Consider the following 19,090-nt stretch of genomic DNA (forward strand, 5'->3'; position numbering starts at 1 on the left):
ATAAGAACCACGCACCAGCGTTGACTTGCGGCGGCGGCTGATGCGCCGGAGGCTGCTGCTGGTCCTGCTCACCTTCTCGGTCCTCGCGGTGGCCGGGTTCGCCGCCCCGCTGCTGCGCGCCACGGCCGCGGAGCGGACGCAGCAGCTCGTGCTGGCCCGCACCGCCGACCTGGACCGGTTCGCCGCGCTCGCCGACCACGCCTTCGCCACTGGCGATACGACCCAGCTGATCATCGAGACCGGGCGGTACACGGAGCTCTACGGCGAGCCGCTGGTGGTGGTGGACGCGAACCGCGCGCCGGTGGTGGAAACGGGCGGGATGCGGGCCGCCGAGGTGGCCGACTTGATCGACAAGGCGCTGCGCAACGAGCTGGCCGGCCCGGTGCCGTGGCTGCGGCCGTGGTCCGAGGTCGAGTTGATCCGCTACCGCCCGGTGGGCGACGGCACGCGGGTGACCGGCGCTGTAGTCCTGCGCGCTTCGGTCCAGCATGCGACGCAGGACATCACCGGGCGGTGGGCACTGATCGCGGCGGGCGCGTTGAGCGCGTTGGTGGTTTGCGGGCTGCTGGCGTGGGTGCTGGCCCGGTGGGTTCTGCGGCCGCTGGCGGACCTGCGGGCCGGGGTCCGGGCAGTGGGCGCCGGATCGCGCCGCTCGCAGGTTCCGGTGGACGCGGGGCCGCCGGAGCTCCGAGAACTGGCGGTGTCGTTCAACCGGATGTCGGAGGCGGTCGCGGACGCCGACGAGCAGCGGCGACGGCTCGTAGCGGACGCGTCGCACCAGCTGCGCAACCCGATGGCAGCGCTGCGCTTGCGGGTCGACGCGCTGGAACGGCGGATCACGCCGGAAGGAACGAACACCTACCGGTCCGCGCTGGACGAGGTGGCCCGGTTGGAGTCCCTGCTGGACCGGCTGCTGGCCTTGGCCACGGCCGATCGCGGGCCGGAGTCCACAGTGGAACCGAGCGAGATCGACGCCGTGGCGAGCGACCGGATCCAGGCGTGGCGGGCCGCCGCCGAGGCGGCCGGAATCCGGTTCGCCGATACCCGGCTCGACCAAGCCGAGACCGACATCCCCGCCCATGACCTCGCCCAGATTCTCGACATCCTGCTGGACAACGCCATCAAGTACGCCGGCCGTGGGACGACCGTGACGGTCCGCTGCGAGGCCGGGCCGCGCAGTTGCGCGCTCACCGTCAGCGACACCGGTTCGGGCCTGTCCGATGCGGAGATCTCGCTTGCCGCGCAACGCTTTTGGCGCGCCGGGCGGCATCGCGGCAGTCGCGGTTCCGGACTCGGGCTGGCGATCGCCGACCGGCTGGTGAGCGCTCGCGGCGGCTCGCTGCGCATCGAACCGGTCCGGCCGCACGGCCTGTCGGTGCGGGTGGAGCTGCCGGTCCGGGGGGACGCGTGATGCGCCGCCGGACGCTGTTCGCGCTGGCCGGTGCCGGGCTGATCAGTTCTTGCTCCGGGGGAACGCCGGAGCGCACGCTCCGCATCGGCGCCGGTGAGCCGGGCGGGTTCTACACCGCCTTCGCCCGGCAGTTGGCCGCCGAAGTGTCCGCCACCGAGCCGGGCCTGCGGATGACGGTGTCGAGCAGCCAGGGCAGCGTCGCCAATGTCGAGCTGCTGCGCGACGGACTCGCCGATCTCGGCATGGTGCTCGCCGACACCGCGATGGCGGCGCGCAACGGCGACCTCGGCCCGCGGGTTGCGCTGCGCGCCTTGGGCCGGGTGTACGAGAACTACACGCAGCTTGTCGTGTTGGCCGACAGCCCCGTGCACGGCCTCGATGAGCTGGTCGGCCGCTCCGTTTCGATCGGCGCCGCGAAGTCCGGGACGGCGTTGATCGGCTCCCGCCTGCTCGCGGCGCACCCCGGTGTGCGCCGCGAGTCGCTACCGCTCGAAGAAGCGATCGCGGCGTTGGAGGGCGGCCGGATCGACGCGCTGCTGTGGTCCGGCGGGCTGCCGACGCCGGTGCTCAAGACGCTCGACGACCGGGTCGGCATCCGGCTGCTGCCGCTCGACGCGACGCAGGCCGCCTGCGGCCCGGTGTGCGATCCGGTCCTGGTCCCGCCGGGCGCCTACCGGCGGACCACCGCAACCCCGACGGTCGGGGTGGCCAACATCCTGGCCTGCACCCCGGAACTGCCCGCGGACCTGGCCGAAGCGGTGGTCCGGGTCCTGGTACTCCGAGCGCCGTTCCTGGTCCCGCAGCAGGCGGTCGGAACTCAGTACCTGGACGTCCGGAACCTGATTGGCACCGGCACGATACCGCTGCATCCCGGCGCCGCACGCGCCTACCGCGACCTGCACGGCTGAATCGTCCGGCGCACGGCGTTCCGCAGAGGCGTCTAAGTAGGGTCGGAGACTGGCGCGGTGGCATAACGCTCCGTTTCCAGTCCCCGCCGCATCAAACCGTGCATGCGGTTCTCCCGCACACGGCTTTCCGACATCGTTCACCGACTGGCATGCACCGTCGCCCTGCGCACGGTCCCGGTCAAGCGGTAGACCCCGAGCCGGGTGACCCACCCATAAGTGAAGCGGGTGGTCCAGTTCCGGCCCCTGAGGCCATGTTTGCGGCTGGCGAGGATCGCCAACCGCTCGTGGACGTAGCCATCGACAGCGTTGAACTTCCGCCCGGAGTTCCCGTTACGGAAATAGCCACCCCACCCGCGTAGTACGGAGTTGAGGTCGGCGACCACCGCGGACAGCGGCCGGACCGCCTTCGAACACGCGGTCGCCGCGCGGACTTTGTCCCGCAGCACCCGCATCGCTCGCGCCGAGGGCCAGCGTTGCAGGTAGAACCTGCCCCGCCATCTCCACGATTCCATTTTCCGGTGGTGGAATCCGAGAAACTCGAAGCCCTGCCCGCCCCTGGTGAGGCAGACGATGCCGGACTTCTCCGGGTGCAACCGCATCCCGAGCCGTTCCAGCACCCTCGCGGCCAATTCACGCGCCTGCTCGGCGCGCTGCCTGGTCGGCGACAAGACCACGAAGTCATCGCAGTAGCGCACCAAGATCCCCAACCGGCGGCCCTCGTGCTGCCATGCCTCATCCAGCACGTGCAACGCAATGTTGGCCATCAACGGGGAAATCGGCGAGCCCTGCGGGGTTCCCGCCCCGGTCGGGGAAGTCACCCCGCCCTCCAGGATTCCCATCCTCAGCCAGGACCGCAGCAGCTTGAGCATCGACCGGTCCGCCACCCGGCGGGCCACCTCGTTGAGCAAGGCGTCATGCCCGATCGTGCCGAAACAGTCCCGGATGTCGGCCTCGAATACCCATTCGCGACCCTGGTTCGCTGCGACGCGCACGGCCTCGCACGCGTCTATCGCGGATCGCTTGGGCCGGAACCCGTAGCTGGCCTCGGTGAACTGGGCCTCGAAGACCGGTTCGAGCACCAGCTTCGCGGCCATCATCACCACCCGGTCGGCCACGGTGGGGATCGACAACGGCCGGAACTCCCCCGGCCGCCCCGGCTTGGGAATCTGGACCCGCCGCAGCGCTGACGGACGATAGCTATGCGTCCGCAGTCGCTCCGCCAGGCCCTGGAGGAACGCTTCCACCCCCGCGGCCGCCACCGCGTCGACGGTCACCCCGTCCACCCCGGCGGCTCCCCGGTTCGTACTCACTCCGATCCAAGCCCGCCACAAGACGTCCATGCGGTGGACGTGGCCATACAAGGCATGAAACCGGCGTTCGGGTTCTTGCTTGGCACAGCGGTATAGCGTCCACTGCAAGGCTCGGACCTTGTCCAGAGGACGCCGCTGCTCGCGGCCCGTGTCCTCCCGGCGGGCGGAACTAGCCGATACGGCACTCACCCGAGTCCCTCCCTGTTCGCGGATCGCGTCGATGAAGTAGGGGCCCTTCGCTCCCAGCGGGTTGTGTTGTCCCGCCGATCGGCACTGTCGGGTCGGGGGAGGCGGCGGACCAGGGTCCGCTACCTCCGCCCGCCCTGCCGAACCGCTCGTGCAGTTTTCCCGCAAGCGGCTCTCAATGGGTATAGCCCTTCTGGCGGTAGTAATCGCGCATGCTGGGAATCAGTTGCAGCAGGTTGACCAGGCCATATTCACCGTAGAGGCGTTTCTCCGGCAGCGTGCGCCATCCGGCGTTTCGCCATCGTTTGAACCGCCATCCCCAGATTCGTCGCACGATCCACATGTTGAGTCGATTGAACAACCTGCGCACGTTCGCGCGCCGGTAATACATGCCCCATCCTCGAATCACCGGGTTCAGCATGTCGATCAACTCTTCCAGAGGCACCGCGATGCGCCGCCGTGTCAACGCGCGCACCTTGTCCTTGAACCGGTCGATCGACTGCTGCCGGGGAATCGCATACAAACCAATACCACCTTGTTTGAAGCGCAAACCCTTGCCCAAGCCGATCTTGTAGCCCAAGAACTCGAACCCCTGACTGACGTGCACGATTCTGGTTTTCTCCGGATGAATCCGCAGACCCAGTTCCTCCAGCACCGCACAGGCGCTCGCCAGCGCCCGCTCCGCTTCCTCCCGAGTCCGGCAGACTGCCAGCCAATCATCGGCATACCTGGTCACCTGGAATCCAGCCCGCTCCATCCGCTCGTCGAAAACGTGCAGATAAATATTGCTGAGCAAAGGACTAATGACTCCGCCCTGAGGCGTGCCCGCGACCGTGCTTTCGTAGACGCCGTCCCGCAGCGCTCCGGCCGTGAGAATCTGACGTATCAGACTCAACACTTTACCGTCGGCAACTCGTTCCGCCACAAGGGATACGAGCCTGTCATGCGAGATCGTCCCGAAGAAATCGGCGATGTCCGCGTCAACGATCCATCTCCCACCCGCCTGCAACTGTCCCCAGATCCGACGCATCGCCATGTGCGCCGACCGCTTCGGACGAAACCCGAAGCTGACCTCGGAGAACGTCGGCTCGAAAATCGGCTCCAGCACCTGCCGTATCGCCTGCTGGCATACCCGGTCCATGACCGTAGGAATCCCCAGTGGACGTTTGGCCGTCGATCCTGGCTTATCGATCTCCACCCGACGCACCGGCTGCGGACGATAACGCCCATCAGCCAGCCGCTGTCGCAATACCGTGAGATAGCGATCCTGCTCGCAGTCGAACCGGTCAATACTGACCCGATCCACACCACCCGCACCTCGGTTCGCTCGCACACGCTCCCACGCCCGCACCACATTGCGTGGATCGTGGATCTGACCGATCAGCGAGTGCGCCTTCCGCACCTGCATACGTTTCTTTCCTACCTGGCCCACCGTTGCGTGATTCCGAGTCTCCTCAGCCAACGCCACCTCGGTCATTGCCTCAGCAACCATCAGTCCGGCGCCACCTACTCACTCGACACCACACCCCGACTCGCCATTTCCACCGTGATCCCTTCCCCAGGTCGATGCCTTTTGAGTCACCGCCCGCCGTCGCACCACCACGACGATCCCAAGGTTTCTGTTGTTCCTTGGTTCCTCAGTACCGTGGATCACTCCGACTTCTCGCACGGCATCACCAGCGATTTCACCTCGCGGCTTATACGCCCAGCTACCCAGCCCCGTCGAGCGGGACCGTACGAGACCTCCCGGGGTAACGCAGAGAACTTTCCCACCGCGCCGCCCGCACACACCTTGTTGTGTCCAGATGCCCCAAGTATTTCCTTCGCCCCCATAGTGCAGGCTCGGCATCACCTGGATCGGGCCGACCGGTTCGCCATATTCGGCTACGGCTCGGTGTTTCGCCTCAAACCCTTCAGACCCCACCTCACGGTGAGCGCCCTGTCCTGCGCCACTGGTCAGCACGACCCAACAGCCCAAGGCCATCACATCCACCTCCCAACAGCGCCCAGCGAGGCATTACCCCCGCCTTCGGCTACGGACCCCGCTTGGGGCCGGTCCGGCTGGACTTTCACCAGCAAGCTCTCTGCGCCGCCCGGCGCACACTACTGCCCCCTCCGACTGCCTCTCGACAGCCCGCCACTTCCCGGTTCCGCCGGTTATAGGCAAGCCACGCTTCCCACGCCGCATGCGTGGGGCCGAGGAGGCTCTCTCCAGTTCCCAGGCCAACCTTCCGACCATTCCACGCCCCTTACGCCGGGAGGTTCCTCGGCGACCGCTCCAGGTCCAAGATCGCCTTCCATGGCCTTCGCCGTTCAAGCACAGGCTCGGCTCCTCCTTGGTCCCCGTCATCGCTGACAGGGCTTAAATAACGACGCTGCAGGCTTCACTTGATGTTGCGGACTGGCCGGTTGCACGCCCCCGAAGGGCGCTTGTCACTCCACTTCGACGCCGACCTCTCGATCGACGCCGGGAGTCAGCTACCGAGGACCCTGGCGTCTCCCCGGACCGGACTCACACCGGCTGGCTGCCCTGAGCTTGTCGCCCGGTTACATCTGTTCACATCCCTTCTGAGCTGCGATGACGCCCGGACTGCTGGACGTACGCTTGTTGTTTAACCAGGTAGCACCGGGGTGTGCCCCCGGTTGATCATGGAAGAAGCCCTTGGTTGATCATTCCTCTTGCGACAGAAGGAAGATCACAACCAAGGGCTTCGATGATCAGTGTGCACGACACCGGCCAGGCCGATGCGTTCGGGGAGCTGTCCGGGTTCCGCCAGCGGTTCTACGACGAGTGTCTGACCAGGCGGGGGGATGCGTTGTTCGAGCTGACCGACGCGGTGCTGTGCACTGCGGGGCCGGTGACCAGCCTGGCCGAACTGTCCCTTACCGCGGAGCATCGGCGCGGGCATGGTGCCGGCTACGACGCGATCAACCACGGCCGCATCGAGATCGACCGGTTACGCACCACCGTGGCCGAGCTGCCATTACCGCGCGCCGCAGACGGGCGGATCGCCCTGGCCGTGGACATCTCACCCTGGCTGCGTCCGGACGCCCCGTGCAGCCCCGAGCGGTTGTTCTGCCATGTCCATGGCCGCTCCCGTAGTGCCTCGCAGTTCATCCCGGGCTGGCCCTACTCCTTTGTCGCCGCGCTGGAGACCGGGCGTACCTCCTGGACGGCGATCCTCGACGCGGTGCGGCTGGGGCCCGCCGACGATGCCACCGCGGTCACCGCCGCTCAACTGCGTGAGGTCGTGGGCCGGATCATCGACGCCGGGCACTGGCAGCCTGGCGATCCACACATCCTGATCGTGGCCGACGCCGGCTACGACGTGACCCGGCTGGCCTTCGTTCTGGCCGATCTGCCCGTCGAGCTGGTGGGCAGAATCCGTTCCGACCGCGTCATGCTGCGGCCCGCACCGCCCCGGCCGCCGGGGACCATCGGGCGTCCGCACAAGCACGGCGGCGTGTTCACCCTGGCCGACCAGAACAGCTGGCATGCCCCCGACCACACCACCGACACCGACACCACCCGCTACGGACACGCCCAGGCGCGGGCCTGGGACCGGCTGCACCCGCGCCTGACCCACCGCGGCCCCTGGCTGGACCATGAGGGCGAGCTGCCTCTCGTCGAGGGCACCGTGATCCGTTTGCAGGTCGAACACCTGCCCGGCGATCGGGACCCCACACCGGTGTGGCTGTGGTCCTCGGTCACCGGCGCCAGCGCCGAGTTGGTTGATCTGCTCTGGCAGGCGTTCCTACGCCGGTTCGACCTCGAACACACCTTCCGACTTCTCAAGCAAACCCTCGGATGGACCCGCCCGAAACTGCGGGCACCCGACTCGGCCGATCGCTGGACCTGGCTGATCCTGGTCGCCCACACGCAACTACGCCTCGCCCGCCCCATCACCGAAGACCTTCGACGCCCCTGGGAAAAACCGGTCACCGAGCCCCGCCGGCTGACTCCCGCCCGCGTCCGGCGAGGGTTTCGCAACATCCGCGCGAAGGCCGGTCACCCGGCAGCCGCACCGAAACCCTCCCGACCCGGTCCCGGACGCCCACCCGGCTCCCCCAACACCCACCGCGCCACCCGTCACGATGTCGGCAAGACCATCAAACGCAACCTCACCCTCCAACAACACCAAAACCGCACAGGTTAAACAACAAGCTAAGAGACTGTTGGGTAACCGGGTGGGCACGTAGCGCCACGTGATGTTGATCATGGTTGGCGTGTCGGGAAGACCAAAAGATCATCCCCGCCGTCATCTGGTTGTGTGTGCAACTGCGATACCGGCGGGGATGATCGCCGCTCATGTTATCCGTCCAGTCTGACCGATGAGGTGTGGGCGGTCCTGGAACCGTTGATGCCGGTACGAGACCGCCGAAAGGGCGGTGCCGCAAGGAGATACGGCGATCGTCTGGTGCTGGACGCGGTCTTCTTCGTGCTGCGCTCGGGCTGTCAGTGGCGGATGATTCCCCGCGATCTGCTGCCCTGGGACGCCGCCTACCGCTGGTTTCGGACCTGGGCGGCTGACGGCACCATCGACCGTGTTCACGACGCGCTGCGCGATCAGGTCCGTATCCAGGCCGGGCGCCAGGCGGACCCGTCGGCGGCGGTGCTCGATGCCCAGTCCATCAAAAGCAGTGAGGGCGGCCAAGCGCGCGGGTTCGATATGGGCAAGAAAACGACAGGCCGCAAACGGCACCTGATCGTGGACACCCTCGGCCTGCTGCTGGTCGTCATGGTCACCTCCGCGTCGGTCCAGGACCGCGTCGGCGGGCGGGAGATCCTGCAACGCCTGGCCGCCCGGTTCCCCTCGATCGCGCTGGTCTGGGCCGATGGCGGATACGCCAACTCCATCGTCAACGGCCTACTGGCCTGGGCGAAGGAAAAACTCGGACTGGTACTGGAAATCGTCAAACGCAGCGACGATGTCAAGGGGTTCCAGGTGCTACCGCGCAGGTGGGTGGTCGAACGAACTTTTGGGTGGCTGATCCGTCATCGCCGCCTCGCACGAGACTACGAACGCCGGACCGTCAACTCCGAAACCATGATCAAGCTCGCGATGATCCGCCTCATGGCCACCCGGCTGGCCGGCCAGACCGTCCAGTGGTCCAACACCACCGAACGCGAAGCCGCCCGCCGACTCACCGTGGAGACCCATCTCGCAGCGTAATCACTCACATACCCAACAGCGTCTAAGCCGCTGCTCGCGTCCTACTCCGTCAGAGCGCCAACGAGGCTGTCCTGGACCCAGGTGAGCCACTGGTACACGCCGAGGTGCTCGCGGCGCAGGTCGTCGTCGGGCAGTTCCTCGGGCATGTCCTCCTCGATGTCCAGCGCCGTGCCCAGCGCCAGCCGGACATCGTTGAGCGCCGCCAGCCATCCGTCGGCCTGCTCACCGGTCAGCTTCACTCGTCCGCCCTGCGCGGGGCAGGTCTCCAGCACCAGCGTGGCCACTCCGGTCTTGGCCTCCAGCAGCCCCGGCTCGTGCAGCGACCGCATCGCACCGGCCGCGTCCGACTCCTCCTCATCGGTCTCGCCGGTGATCGGGTCGCGCCGGTAGAAGTCCGGCAGCAACCGCGCCAGCACGCGGTCCTCCGGCGGCGTCGCCGGTCCGGTGCGAATGCCGGTCAGCTCGGCCAGCTCGTCCTTCGGCGCCTCGTCGGTCCGGGCGGTGAGCATGTCCTTGATCTGGCCCACCAGGCCCCGGATGACCGCGGCCTCCTGCTGGGACAGCTCGGCCTGCAGGTGACCGTTCTTGCGGGTCCAGCCTTCCACTCAGGAATCCTTCTGCATCGTCGCCCACAGGCCCGCGGCATGCAGCTTCGCCACGTCGCCCTCTACTTTCTCCTTGGAGCCCGAGGACACCACCGCGCGGCCCTTGTGGTGTACGTCCAGCATCAACTTCGTCGCATGATCCCGGGTGTAACCGAAGATCTTCTGGAGCACATAGGTCACGTAGGACATCAGGTTGACCGGGTCGTTCCACACCACGGTCACCCACGGCCTGTCCTCGGTACCGAATGCGTCCGGCTCGAGTTGCGCGCGCTCGATTTCAGCGGGCGAGGTCATGCCCCCATCGTCGCACGCGGCCGTCACGGCCGTGTCGACCACACGGGCAAACCCGCCACCCACCGGGTTCGGCGGGTGGACACCCCCCGCCCACCACGTAATGTCTGCGGCATGAGCTCCCCGACTGGTAGCACCGCGCTGCTGACGGATCACTACGAGCTGACGATGCTCGCGAGCGCGCTGCGGGACGGCACCGCGCACCGACCGTGCACCTTCGAAGTGTTCACCCGGCGGTTGCCGAATGGTCGGCGTTACGGGGTCACCGGCGGCACCAGCCGAGCGCTGGACGCGATCGAGAACTTCCGGTTCGGCGAGCCGGAACTTCAGCAGCTCGCCGCCGCCCGGGTCGTCGACGACACGACCCTGGAATGGCTGCGCGACTACCGCTTCCAGGGGCAGATCGACGGCTACCCCGAGGGCGAACTGTTCTTCCCCGGCTCCCCGCTACTGACCGTGCGCGGCACCTTCGCCGAGGCCGTGGTGCTGGAAACGCTGGTGCTGTCGATCCTCAACCACGACAGCGCCATCGCCGCGGCGGCGGCCCGCATGGTGTCGGCGGCCAACGGTCGGCGGATGATCGAGATGGGCTCGCGGCGCACCCACGAGGAGTCGGCCGTGGCCGCGGCGCGGATCGCCTACCTCGCCGGCTTCACCGCCACCTCGAACCTGGAGGCGGGCCGCCGCTACGGAATCCCGACCGCGGGTACGGCGGCCCACGCGTTCACGTTGCTGCACGACTCCGAGCGCTCCGCCTTCGAATCCCAGATCGCCTCGCTGGGCACGGGAACCACGCTGCTGGTCGACACCTACGACATCACCCGCGGCATCGAGCTGGCGGTGGAGGTCGCCGGGACCGGCCTGGGCGCGGTCCGGATCGACTCGGGCGATGTCGGTGTGCTCGCCCGGCAGGCTCGCGAGCAGCTCGATCGGCTCGGCGCCATGAGCACCCGGATCGTCGTCTCGGGCGACCTAGACGAGTACGCCATCGCGGCGCTGCGCGCCGAGCCGGTCGACGGCTATGGGGTGGGTACCGCGCTGGTCACCGGTTCCGGTGCGCCGACCGCCGAGATGGTTTACAAGCTGGTGGAGGTCGAGGGACGCCCGGTCGCCAAGCGCAGCTCGCACAAGACGTCGCGCGGCGGCCGCAAGGCGGCGGTGCGGCGGCACAAGGAGACCGGCACCGCGGTGGAGGAGGTCATCTTCCAGGTGGCGCCGGGGGCCGCCGAGCCGGTGCTGGGGCCGCACGACCGCTTGCTGCAAATCCCGTTGCTGCGCGACGGGAAGCGCGTCGACGAACTGCCGACGCTGGAGGACGATCGGCAGCGGCTGCGGCACGCGTTGGTGACACTGCCGTGGGAGGGCCTGAAGCTCTCGCACGGCGAGCCGGCCATCCCGACGGTGTTCCACGGGTCCTGAGTTCCGCGCTTTCCCAAGGCCAGGCGGCGCTTGCAGAATTGCGGTAACGGCAGCGAGGGAGTCGTGATGACCAAGGCATTGATCATCGTGGACGTGCAGAACGACTTCTGCGAGGGCGGATCGCTCGCGGTCGCCGGGGGCGCGAGCGTGGCGACGGCGATCTCGCGGTACCTCGCGGGGTTCGACCACGACCACGTGGTGGCCACCCGCGACTACCACATCGATCCCGGCGCGCATTTCAGCGATGAGCCGGACTTCGTGCGCTCCTGGCCGCGGCACTGCGTCGCGGGCACCCCCGGTGCGGCTTTCCACCCGGAGCTAGACGTGGGCCCGGTGGAGGCCGTGTTCTCGAAGGGCCAGTACAGCGACGGCTACTCCGGTTTCGAGGGCATCGACTTCCGGGACCGGCCGCTGCGCGACTGGCTCGCCGACCACGGCGTCCGCCGGGTGGACATCGTGGGCATCGCCACCGACCACTGCGTCCGCGCGACGGCGCTCGACGCGGCCCGGGCGGGGCTGGAGACCACGGTGCTGCTGGAGCTCACGGCGGGCGTATCGCGCCAAACGGTCGACGCGGCGCTATCGGAGCTGGATTCGGCGGGCGTCGACCTGATCGGGGCGCCCATCGTCCAGTAGGTCACCGGCACCTGAGCTTGCGGGGGCCAGCGCGCGCGGCACTGCTGAGGACGCCTGACCAGCTGGCGCATCGCGGAACGATGGTGTCCGCCTTCGGTGGACAGGGGTGCGCGGTAGTTTCTCCCCGTGCCCACCTCTGTCCCGCGATGGTCTGACCCGGTTGCGTTCGAGCCCGACGAAGACGACGAACTGCCACCGGAAATCGCCGCCGACCTCGCCCGGGGCGGCCGGACGGAGCGGGACGCGCCGGAACTTCCGGTGGTGGGCAAGGCCAAGCACGACATCCCGGACCTGCCGACCCTGCTGCGGATCGCGATCGAAGCGGTCGGCGGCGTGCCACGCGACGGGCAGGCCCGGATGGCCGAAGCGGTCGAGCACTCCATCGGCTCCGGCGAGCATCTGGCCGTGCAGGCCGGGACCGGCACCGGGAAGTCGCTGGCGTACCTGGTCCCGGCGATCCGGCACGCCGTCGCGGAAGGCACCACCGTGGTCGTCTCGACCGCGACCATCGCGCTGCAACGCCAGCTCGTCGACCGGGACCTGCCCCGGCTCTCCACGGCACTGGCCGAAGCGCTCGGGCGACGGCCGACCTTCGCGATCCTCAAGGGCCGCCGCAACTACCTGTGCCTGAACCGCGTGCACGGCAACGCGCCCGCGGAACCCGACGACAACGCCCTGTTCGACGCCTTCGCGGCGTCGGCGCTGGAACGGCAGGTCAAGCGGATCCAGGAATGGGCCACCGAGACCGAAACCGGCGACCGCGACGAGCTCGTGCCGGGCGTAACCGACCAGGCCTGGCGGCAGCTGTCGGTCACCGCCAAGGAGTGCCTCGGCGTGCACCGCTGCCCGTCCGGGGTCGACTGCTTCGCCGAGCGCGCCAGGGCCGAGGCCGGGCGTGCCGACATCGTCGTGACGAACCACGCCCTGCTGGCCATCGACGCGCTGGACGACCGGCCGGTGCTGCCCGACCACGACGTCGTCCTGGTGGACGAGGCACACGACCTGGTGGACCGGGTGACCTCGGCGGCCACCGGCGAACTCACGGCGGGCGCGGTCAAGCTCGCGGCCCGGCGCTGCGGACGGGTCATCGACGAGGAGATCGCCGACCGGCTCAACGAGGCCGCGGAAGGGCTGGACCTGGTGCTGCAAGCGGCCAATCCCGGTCGGTTGGAAGAGCTTCCGCAAGACCTCGGCGGTGCGCTCACGGTGGCCCGGGACGCGGCGTGGGCCTGCGTCAACGCCCTCGGCCCGGAACGCAAAGAAGACACCGATGGCAGCACGGCGCGCAAGCTCGCCCATGCGCTCACCGAAGAAATCCACGACACCGCCGTCCGGCTGCTGGATGCCTTCGACGGCGACACGCAGCACGATGTCGTGTGGGTATCAGGGGAACCGAACCGCCCGCCGTCCATCCGGGTCGCGCCGCTGGGAGTTGGCGGACTGCTTCGGGAACGGCTCTTCGGGCAGCGCACCACGGTCCTGACTTCGGCGACGCTGGCGCTGGGCGGCTCGTTCGACACGCTCGCCCGGCAGTGGGGCCTGCCGCCACAGCAGCAGGCCCAGGCGGTCGCCGGGATGGCCACCGCGAAGGAGGCCCCCTCCGACACCGGCGATCAGAAGTGGACCGGGCTGGACGTGGGGTCGCCCTTCGAGCACCAGCGCAGCGGCATCCTCTACATCGCCCGGCACCTGCCGCCGCCCGGCCGCGCCGGGCTGCCACCCGAGTACCTGGACGAGCTGACGGAGCTGGTGCAGGCCGCCGGAGGCCGCACGCTCGGCTTGTTCTCCTCGATGCGCGCCGCCAAGCAAGCTTCGGAAGAGCTGCGCGAGCGGCTCGACACCCCGGTGCTGTGCCAGGGCGACGACGCCACCGCGCTGTTGGTTCGCCGGTTCGCCGAAGACGCGGCGACCTCGCTGTTCGGCACCCTGTCGCTGTGGCAGGGCGTGGACGTGCCGGGCGATTCGCTGCAACTGGTCGTGATGGACCGGATCCCGTTCCCGCGACCGGACGACCCGCTCGCCTCGGCCCGGCAGAAAGCGGTGTCCGAACGCGGCGGGAACGGTTTCATCACGGTGGCGGGCACGCACGCGGCCCTGTTGCTCGCGCAGGGCGCCGGACGGTTGCTGCGGTCGCCGCGGGATCGCGGTGTCATCGCAGTGCTGGACCCACGGCTGGCCACCGCCCGGTACGGCGGGTTCCTGCGCGCTTCGCTGCCGCCGTTCTGGACCACCCACGATCCCGAGGTCGTGCGCGGCGCACTGCGACGCCTGTCGGCAGCCGCGGCGGAGGTCTAGCGCACCGGAGAACTTTGTAGCAGATCGACAATCCCGCGTTCGGCTTTCTGTTCCGGCGGGGTTGGCGGGTAGGTTGAGCCCGCCGCTCTGAAGCAATTTTGTCGATCAACCGCTAGGGAGACGCCGTGTCCGCACCACGCCAAGCCGCGCCCGCCGCGAACCTGGCCAGGACTGTGGTCTTCGCCGCATTCATCGCCGTCCTCGGGATCTTCCCCGGCTTCTACCTCGGCGGCGCGGCGGTGCCGGTCGTGCTGCAGAACATGGGCCCGCTGCTGGCCGGCAGCATCCTCGGCGCCCGTCGCGGCGGTGCGGCCGTGCTGCTGTTCCTCGCCCTCGTCGCGATCGGACTGCCGCTGCTGTCCGGCGGCCGCGGCGGCATCGCACCGTTCATCGGACCCAGCGGCGGATTCGTGGTCGGCTGGGTGGTCTCGGCGGTTGTCGTCGGCCTGATCGTGCAGCGCAGCCTGCCGAAGCCCGGCCTGTTCGTGCTGCTCGGGGCCAACCTCGCCGGAGTCGCCGTGGACTACCTGATCGGCATCCCGTACTGGGGCCTGGTCATCGGCGACCTGCGCGCGGCAGCCGTGCAGTCGCTGGTGTTCGTCCCCGGCGACGCCGTGAAGCTCGTCGCCGTCTCCCTCGTCGCCGTCGCGGGGCATCGCGCCATCCCGGCGACACTGACCGGTTCGGCGCGCCGCGCCACCGCCGAGGGCTGAGCGTGCTGCCGATCCTCGGCCGCTCCCCAGCTTCGCGAGTCGCACACGCCGGAACCACGCTGGACGCTCAGGAATTGTTCGCGCGGGCCAACCACGCCGCGCGAGGCCTGCCATCCGGCAAACGAGTCGCCCTCGACGGCGGGGACGCGCTGACGCGCTTGACCCACTTCCTCGGGGCCGACCTCGCGGGCTGCGCAACCCTGCTCGTGGAGCCCACCTGGACCGCGTCCGACCGCGCCGCGGTCCTCGCCGATGCGCGCCCGGACCTGGTGCTGGATCTGAACGAACGGCCCGGCACCGCCACACATCGAGGCGAACGGGCCGGCCGAGGCGCACGCACGGCTTCGGGTGACACCCACTTCTACCTGCCCACCACCTCCGGCAGCAGTGGCCGCCCGAAGGTGCTGATCAGGTCGCGGCGGTCGTGGTCGCGCAGCTTCGCCGCGCTCGGCCTCGGACTGGAGCCGCGAGATCGCGTGCTGATCCCTGGCCCGCTGAGCAGCTCGCTGTTCCTCTTCGGCGCGTTGCACGCGCTCCACGCGGGCGCCGATGTGGAGCTGCTCGACAAGTGGTCCGTGGCCGGTGCCGCCGAGGCGTCGCGGTGGGCCACCGTGGTCCACCTCGTGCCCGCGATGCTGTCCGCGCTGCTGTCCACTTTGGAACGAAGTCCGGTACTTCGGGCCGAATGCGGTTTGCGCACGGTCGTTTGTGGCGGGGCTCGGGTGGACGAGGCGCTGGCGGAACGGCTCACCAAGGTGCTTCCCGGGTGCCGGCTCGTCGAGTACTACGGGTCCGCCGAACACTCGCTGATCGCGGTTCGGCGGGGCGGCTCGCTGCGCCCGGTGGTCGAGGTGGACGTGCGCGATCCCGTTGACGGCGTGGGCGAGTTGTGGGTGCGCTCCGAGCTGGCCTTCGACGGATACCTCAGCAACGGAACGATCGTGCCGGCGGCGACGGAGGACGGCTGGTCGACGGTCGGCGACCGCGCGGTGCAGCACGCCGACGGTTCGCTGGAGGTTCTGGGACGCGCCGGCTCGGCGATCAACACCGGCGCCCGGATCATCGGCGCGGAGGAAATTGAGTCCGTGCTGCGCGGCGCCGAAGGCGTGCGTGACGTGCTGGTTTCCGCCAGCCCGCATCCGAGGTTCGGCGAGCTCGTCACCGCGGTCATCGAGATCGACCCGCTCGCCCCGCCGTCGCTGCGCGAAATGCGGGCCAGCGCCAGGGCGGCCTTGGAACCTGCGAAGCGGCCTCGACGCTGGCTGGCCGTCCGAGAACTTCCGCGGACGGCATCCGGCAAGCCTGCCCGCGCGCTGGTCACGGAGCGGCTTCGCGCCGGAACTCTCGATGCGGAGGCGCTGTGAACCGAACTCCCGTGGTGATCGCGGCGCGACGAACCCCCATCGGCGAGGCGGGCGGCCGACTGCGCCACCTGCCCGTCGACCGGCTCGCTGCGCCGGTGCTGCGCGCCGTCCTCGACGACGCCGCTGTGGACGCAGTGGACGACGTGCTGCTCGGCAATGTGCTCGGCCCGGGTGGGAATCCCGCTCGGGTGGCGGCGTTGCGCGCCGGATTGGGCGAGGCCACGCCCGGCATGACCATCGACCGGCAGTGCGCGAGCGGGCTCACCGCGATCACCACCGCTGCGGCGATGATCCGCGGCGGAGTCGGCGAATGGTTCCTCGCGGGCGGTGTCGAAAGCCCGTCGACCGCGCCGTGGCGGGCATGGCGACCGCGTTCGGCTGCCGAACCACCCCGCTTCTACGGCCGAGCACCGTTCGCACCGGCCGAGATCGGTGATCCGGACATGGGCCCGGCGGCGGACCTGGTGGCGGCCGAAGCCGGGATTTCGCGGCAGCGCCAGGATGCGTTCGCAGCCCGCAGCCACGCGCGAGCCGTCGCCGCGCAGCAAGCAGGGCGCTTTGCCGCCGAGATGGTGCCGGTCGGCGGCGTCGCTGCGGACGAACGCCCGCGCGACGGTTTCACCGCCGAACGGCTGGCCAGGTTCCGGCCGGCGTTTACCCCGGACGGGACCGCGACGGCGGCGAACTCGTGCGGGATCAATGACGGGGCCGCGGTCGTGCTGGTCACCACCGAAGAGCAGCGCCGCCGACTCGGCCTGCCGGGGCTGCGGCTGCTGGGCTGGCGCACCTCGGGCGTCGACCCGAATCGGCTCGGTTTGGGCGCGGTGCCCGCCATGCGGGAGCTGCTGACGCGGCATACCCCGGAGGTCGTCGAGTTCAACGAAGCCTTCGCCGGGCAGACGCTGGCCTGCCTGGACGCCGTCGGCGTCGACGAGCAGTTGGTCAGCCCCGACGGCGGCGCGGTCGCGCTGGGCCACCCCTGGGGTGCCTCCGGCGCAGTGCTCGTGGTGCGCTTGTTCAGCCGGATGGTGCGGGCGGACGGGGCGCGCATCGGCCTGGCGGCGCTGTCTTCCGGCGGCGGGCTGGGCGTGGCCACGATGTGGGAGCGAGTGGGTTGATCGAGTTCGAGGGCGTCGGGCACAGTTACGACGAGCGCACCGTGCTGGACGGGGTGGACCTGCGGCTGGCCGAGCAGCGCGTCGCTTTCGTCGGCGCGAACGGTTCCGGCAAGTCCACCCTGGCCCGGATGATCAACGGCCTGGTGCACCCGAGCCGGGGCCGGGTGCTGGTCGACGGGGTGGATCCGGCGCGCAACGGCCGGGCGGTCCGGCGGCGCGTGGGATTCATCTTTACCCACCCGGACAGCCAGATCGTGATGCCGACAGCCGGCGAGGACGTCGCGTTCTCGCTGCGCAGGCAGGGCCTTTCCAAGGCGGAGCGGCAGCGCCGGGCCGTGGAAGTGCTGGCCCAGCACGGGCTGGAGGGCTACGCCGAGCACCCGGCGCATCAGCTCTCGGGCGGTCAGAAGCAGTTGCTGGCGCTGTGCTCGATGCTGGTGCTCGAACCGGACGTGCTGGTCTGCGACGAGCCGACGACCCTGCTGGATCTGCGCAACAAGCGGCACTTCGTCGAGGTCCTGGGTGGGTTGCCGCAGCAGGTCGTGCTGGTCACCCACGACCTGGACCTGCTGGACGGGTTCGACCGGGTCGTGGTGCTCGACTCGGGCAAGGTGGTCGCCGACGACGAACCGGCCGCGGCCATCCCGTACTATCGCGAGCTGATCAAATGAGCCCGCTCGGCCTGTACGAACCCGGAAGTAGCCCGCTGCACCGGCTCGGGGCGGGGTGGAAGTTCCTAACGCTGCTGGGTTTTGCGGTGCTGATCTTCGTTCTGCGTTCGCCGCTGGCACTGGCCGGATGCGTGGTCGGTGTCGCGGTCGGCTACCTCGTCGCCCGGCTTCCGCTGCGTCGCTGCTGGCAGGCGACCCGGTTGCTGATCCCGTTGGTGCTGCTGGTGTTCCTGTTGCAGTGGTGGATGCTCGGCCTCGACAGCGCTGCCGTGGTGTGCCTGCGTCTGCTCGGCGCGCTCGGTGCCGCGAATCTCTTCACCCTGACCACCCGGGTCGACGACCTGGTCACGGCCGTGGAACGTGGAGCGGGCCCGGCTCGGCGCTTCGGCATCCGGCCGGAACGGATCGGCCTGCTGGTGGGCCTGACGCTGCAGGCCGTCGCGGCCCTGTCGACGATCGCGACGCAAGTCCGGGAAGCGCAACGGGCCCGCAACGCGGAACGCTCCATCTCCGCCTTCGCCGTGCCGTTCCTGGTCCGCACGCTGCGCCATTCCGACGAGCTTGGTGAAGCCCTCGCGGCCCGCGGCGTCGGCGACGACTGACACTCGCATGGTTTTGAGTTCATCAGCCCACTTCTGAACGGCGCGGAGGGACTTTCGGCCCTATCGTCGCTGTCCCGGGCATGGGCATATTGAACGTTACCGGGGAAACCCGGCGACCGGCCCGAGAATGCAGTGGCCTTGACGACCATCAAGCCGCCAATGACCAAGCAATCGAAAGATTGCAAAACATTCTCGGGCTTGGCCTATGTCTGGGCCCGTTCAGCGATTTCAACGGAAACCGCCGCAGAGTCAGCGCCACCGGGTCAACGCCACTGGGTCAACGCCACCGGGTCAACGCCACCGGGTCAACGCCACCGGGTCAACGCCACCGGGTCAACGCCACCGGGTCAACGCCACCGGGTCAACGCCACCGGGTCAACGCCACCG

At 69.2% G+C, this 19,090-nt stretch carries 16 protein-coding genes; 12 read left to right on the forward strand and 4 right to left on the reverse strand.

What is annotated here, in order from left to right:
• Positions 1-40 precede the first annotated feature (40 nt).
• A complete protein-coding gene (locus tag BJ970_RS03845; RefSeq protein ID WP_184723815.1) occupies positions 41-1,411 on the forward strand; it encodes a sensor histidine kinase in 1,371 nt (456 codons plus the stop codon).
• Positions 1,411-2,319, forward strand: a complete 909-nt coding sequence (locus tag BJ970_RS03850) for a TAXI family TRAP transporter solute-binding subunit (RefSeq protein ID WP_184723818.1) — start codon at positions 1,411-1,413, stop codon at positions 2,317-2,319. The genes BJ970_RS03845 and BJ970_RS03850 overlap by 1 nt, the downstream gene beginning before the upstream one ends.
• A gap of 137 nt (positions 2,320-2,456) precedes the next feature.
• Here BJ970_RS03850 and ltrA (BJ970_RS03855) read toward each other — a convergent pair whose 3' ends face one another.
• Positions 2,457-3,818, reverse strand: a complete 1,362-nt coding sequence (gene ltrA, locus BJ970_RS03855) for a group II intron reverse transcriptase/maturase (RefSeq protein ID WP_184723821.1) — start codon at positions 3,816-3,818, stop codon at positions 2,457-2,459.
• Between the two features lie 172 nt (positions 3,819-3,990).
• The gene (gene ltrA / locus BJ970_RS03860) at positions 3,991-5,292 is read right to left on the reverse strand and encodes a group II intron reverse transcriptase/maturase (protein WP_221467022.1); all 1,302 of its coding nucleotides are present in this window, start codon (positions 5,290-5,292) and stop codon (positions 3,991-3,993) included.
• A 1,246-nt stretch (positions 5,293-6,538) separates the two neighbouring features.
• Here ltrA (BJ970_RS03860) and BJ970_RS03865 point away from each other — a divergent pair.
• Entirely contained in the window at positions 6,539-7,972 is a 1,434-nt protein-coding gene (locus BJ970_RS03865) for an NF041680 family putative transposase (protein WP_312864426.1), read from the forward strand.
• Positions 7,973-8,086: 114 nt separating this feature from the next.
• Positions 8,087-8,989 (forward strand): IS5 family transposase, encoded by a 903-nt coding sequence (locus BJ970_RS03870; protein ID WP_312864098.1) that lies wholly within the window; start codon positions 8,087-8,089, stop codon positions 8,987-8,989.
• 41 nt (positions 8,990-9,030) lie between these two features.
• Here BJ970_RS03870 and BJ970_RS03875 read toward each other — a convergent pair whose 3' ends face one another.
• Together BJ970_RS03875 and clpS are read right to left on the reverse strand one after the other, a co-directional pair.
• Positions 9,031-9,594 carry a DUF2017 domain-containing protein gene (locus tag BJ970_RS03875; RefSeq protein ID WP_184723827.1) on the reverse strand — a complete coding sequence of 188 codons (564 nt, stop codon included), beginning with the start codon at positions 9,592-9,594 and terminating at the stop codon, positions 9,031-9,033.
• Positions 9,595-9,888: an ATP-dependent Clp protease adapter ClpS gene (clpS, locus tag BJ970_RS03880; protein ID WP_184728852.1), complete on the reverse strand. Its 294-nt coding sequence runs from the start codon at positions 9,886-9,888 to the stop codon at positions 9,595-9,597.
• Between the two features lie 111 nt (positions 9,889-9,999).
• Between clpS and BJ970_RS03885 the strand changes: the two genes are divergently transcribed.
• From BJ970_RS03885 to BJ970_RS03920, 8 genes are all read left to right on the forward strand, one after another.
• Complete coding sequence (locus tag BJ970_RS03885; RefSeq protein WP_184723830.1) at positions 10,000-11,304, forward strand: nicotinate phosphoribosyltransferase; 1,305 nt, start codon at positions 10,000-10,002, stop codon at positions 11,302-11,304.
• A gap of 66 nt (positions 11,305-11,370) precedes the next feature.
• Positions 11,371-11,940 carry a nicotinamidase gene (locus BJ970_RS03890; protein ID WP_184723833.1) on the forward strand — a complete coding sequence of 190 codons (570 nt, stop codon included), beginning with the start codon at positions 11,371-11,373 and terminating at the stop codon, positions 11,938-11,940.
• Positions 11,941-12,066: 126 nt separating this feature from the next.
• A complete protein-coding gene (locus BJ970_RS03895; protein ID WP_184723836.1) occupies positions 12,067-14,235 on the forward strand; it encodes an ATP-dependent DNA helicase in 2,169 nt (722 codons plus the stop codon).
• A gap of 125 nt (positions 14,236-14,360) precedes the next feature.
• Complete coding sequence (locus tag BJ970_RS03900) at positions 14,361-14,948, forward strand: biotin transporter BioY (RefSeq protein WP_184723839.1); 588 nt, start codon at positions 14,361-14,363, stop codon at positions 14,946-14,948.
• Between the two features lie 2 nt (positions 14,949-14,950).
• Positions 14,951-16,312 carry a class I adenylate-forming enzyme family protein gene (locus BJ970_RS03905; protein ID WP_312864099.1) on the forward strand — a complete coding sequence of 454 codons (1,362 nt, stop codon included), beginning with the start codon at positions 14,951-14,953 and terminating at the stop codon, positions 16,310-16,312.
• Positions 16,309-17,430 (forward strand): thiolase family protein, encoded by a 1,122-nt coding sequence (locus BJ970_RS03910; protein ID WP_312864100.1) that lies wholly within the window; start codon positions 16,309-16,311, stop codon positions 17,428-17,430. Before BJ970_RS03905 ends, BJ970_RS03910 begins: the two co-directional genes overlap by 4 nt.
• Entirely contained in the window at positions 17,427-18,101 is a 675-nt protein-coding gene (locus BJ970_RS03915; RefSeq protein ID WP_184723842.1) for an energy-coupling factor ABC transporter ATP-binding protein, read from the forward strand. The genes BJ970_RS03910 and BJ970_RS03915 overlap by 4 nt, the downstream gene beginning before the upstream one ends.
• On the forward strand, positions 18,098-18,703 hold the full coding sequence (locus tag BJ970_RS03920) for an energy-coupling factor transporter transmembrane component T family protein (protein WP_184723845.1): 606 nt from the start codon (positions 18,098-18,100) through the stop codon (positions 18,701-18,703). Before BJ970_RS03915 ends, BJ970_RS03920 begins: the two co-directional genes overlap by 4 nt.
• Positions 18,704-19,090: the final 387 nt, after the last annotated feature.

The organism is Saccharopolyspora phatthalungensis (assembly GCF_014203395.1).
Lineage (GTDB): Bacteria > Actinomycetota > Actinomycetes > Mycobacteriales > Pseudonocardiaceae > Saccharopolyspora > Saccharopolyspora phatthalungensis.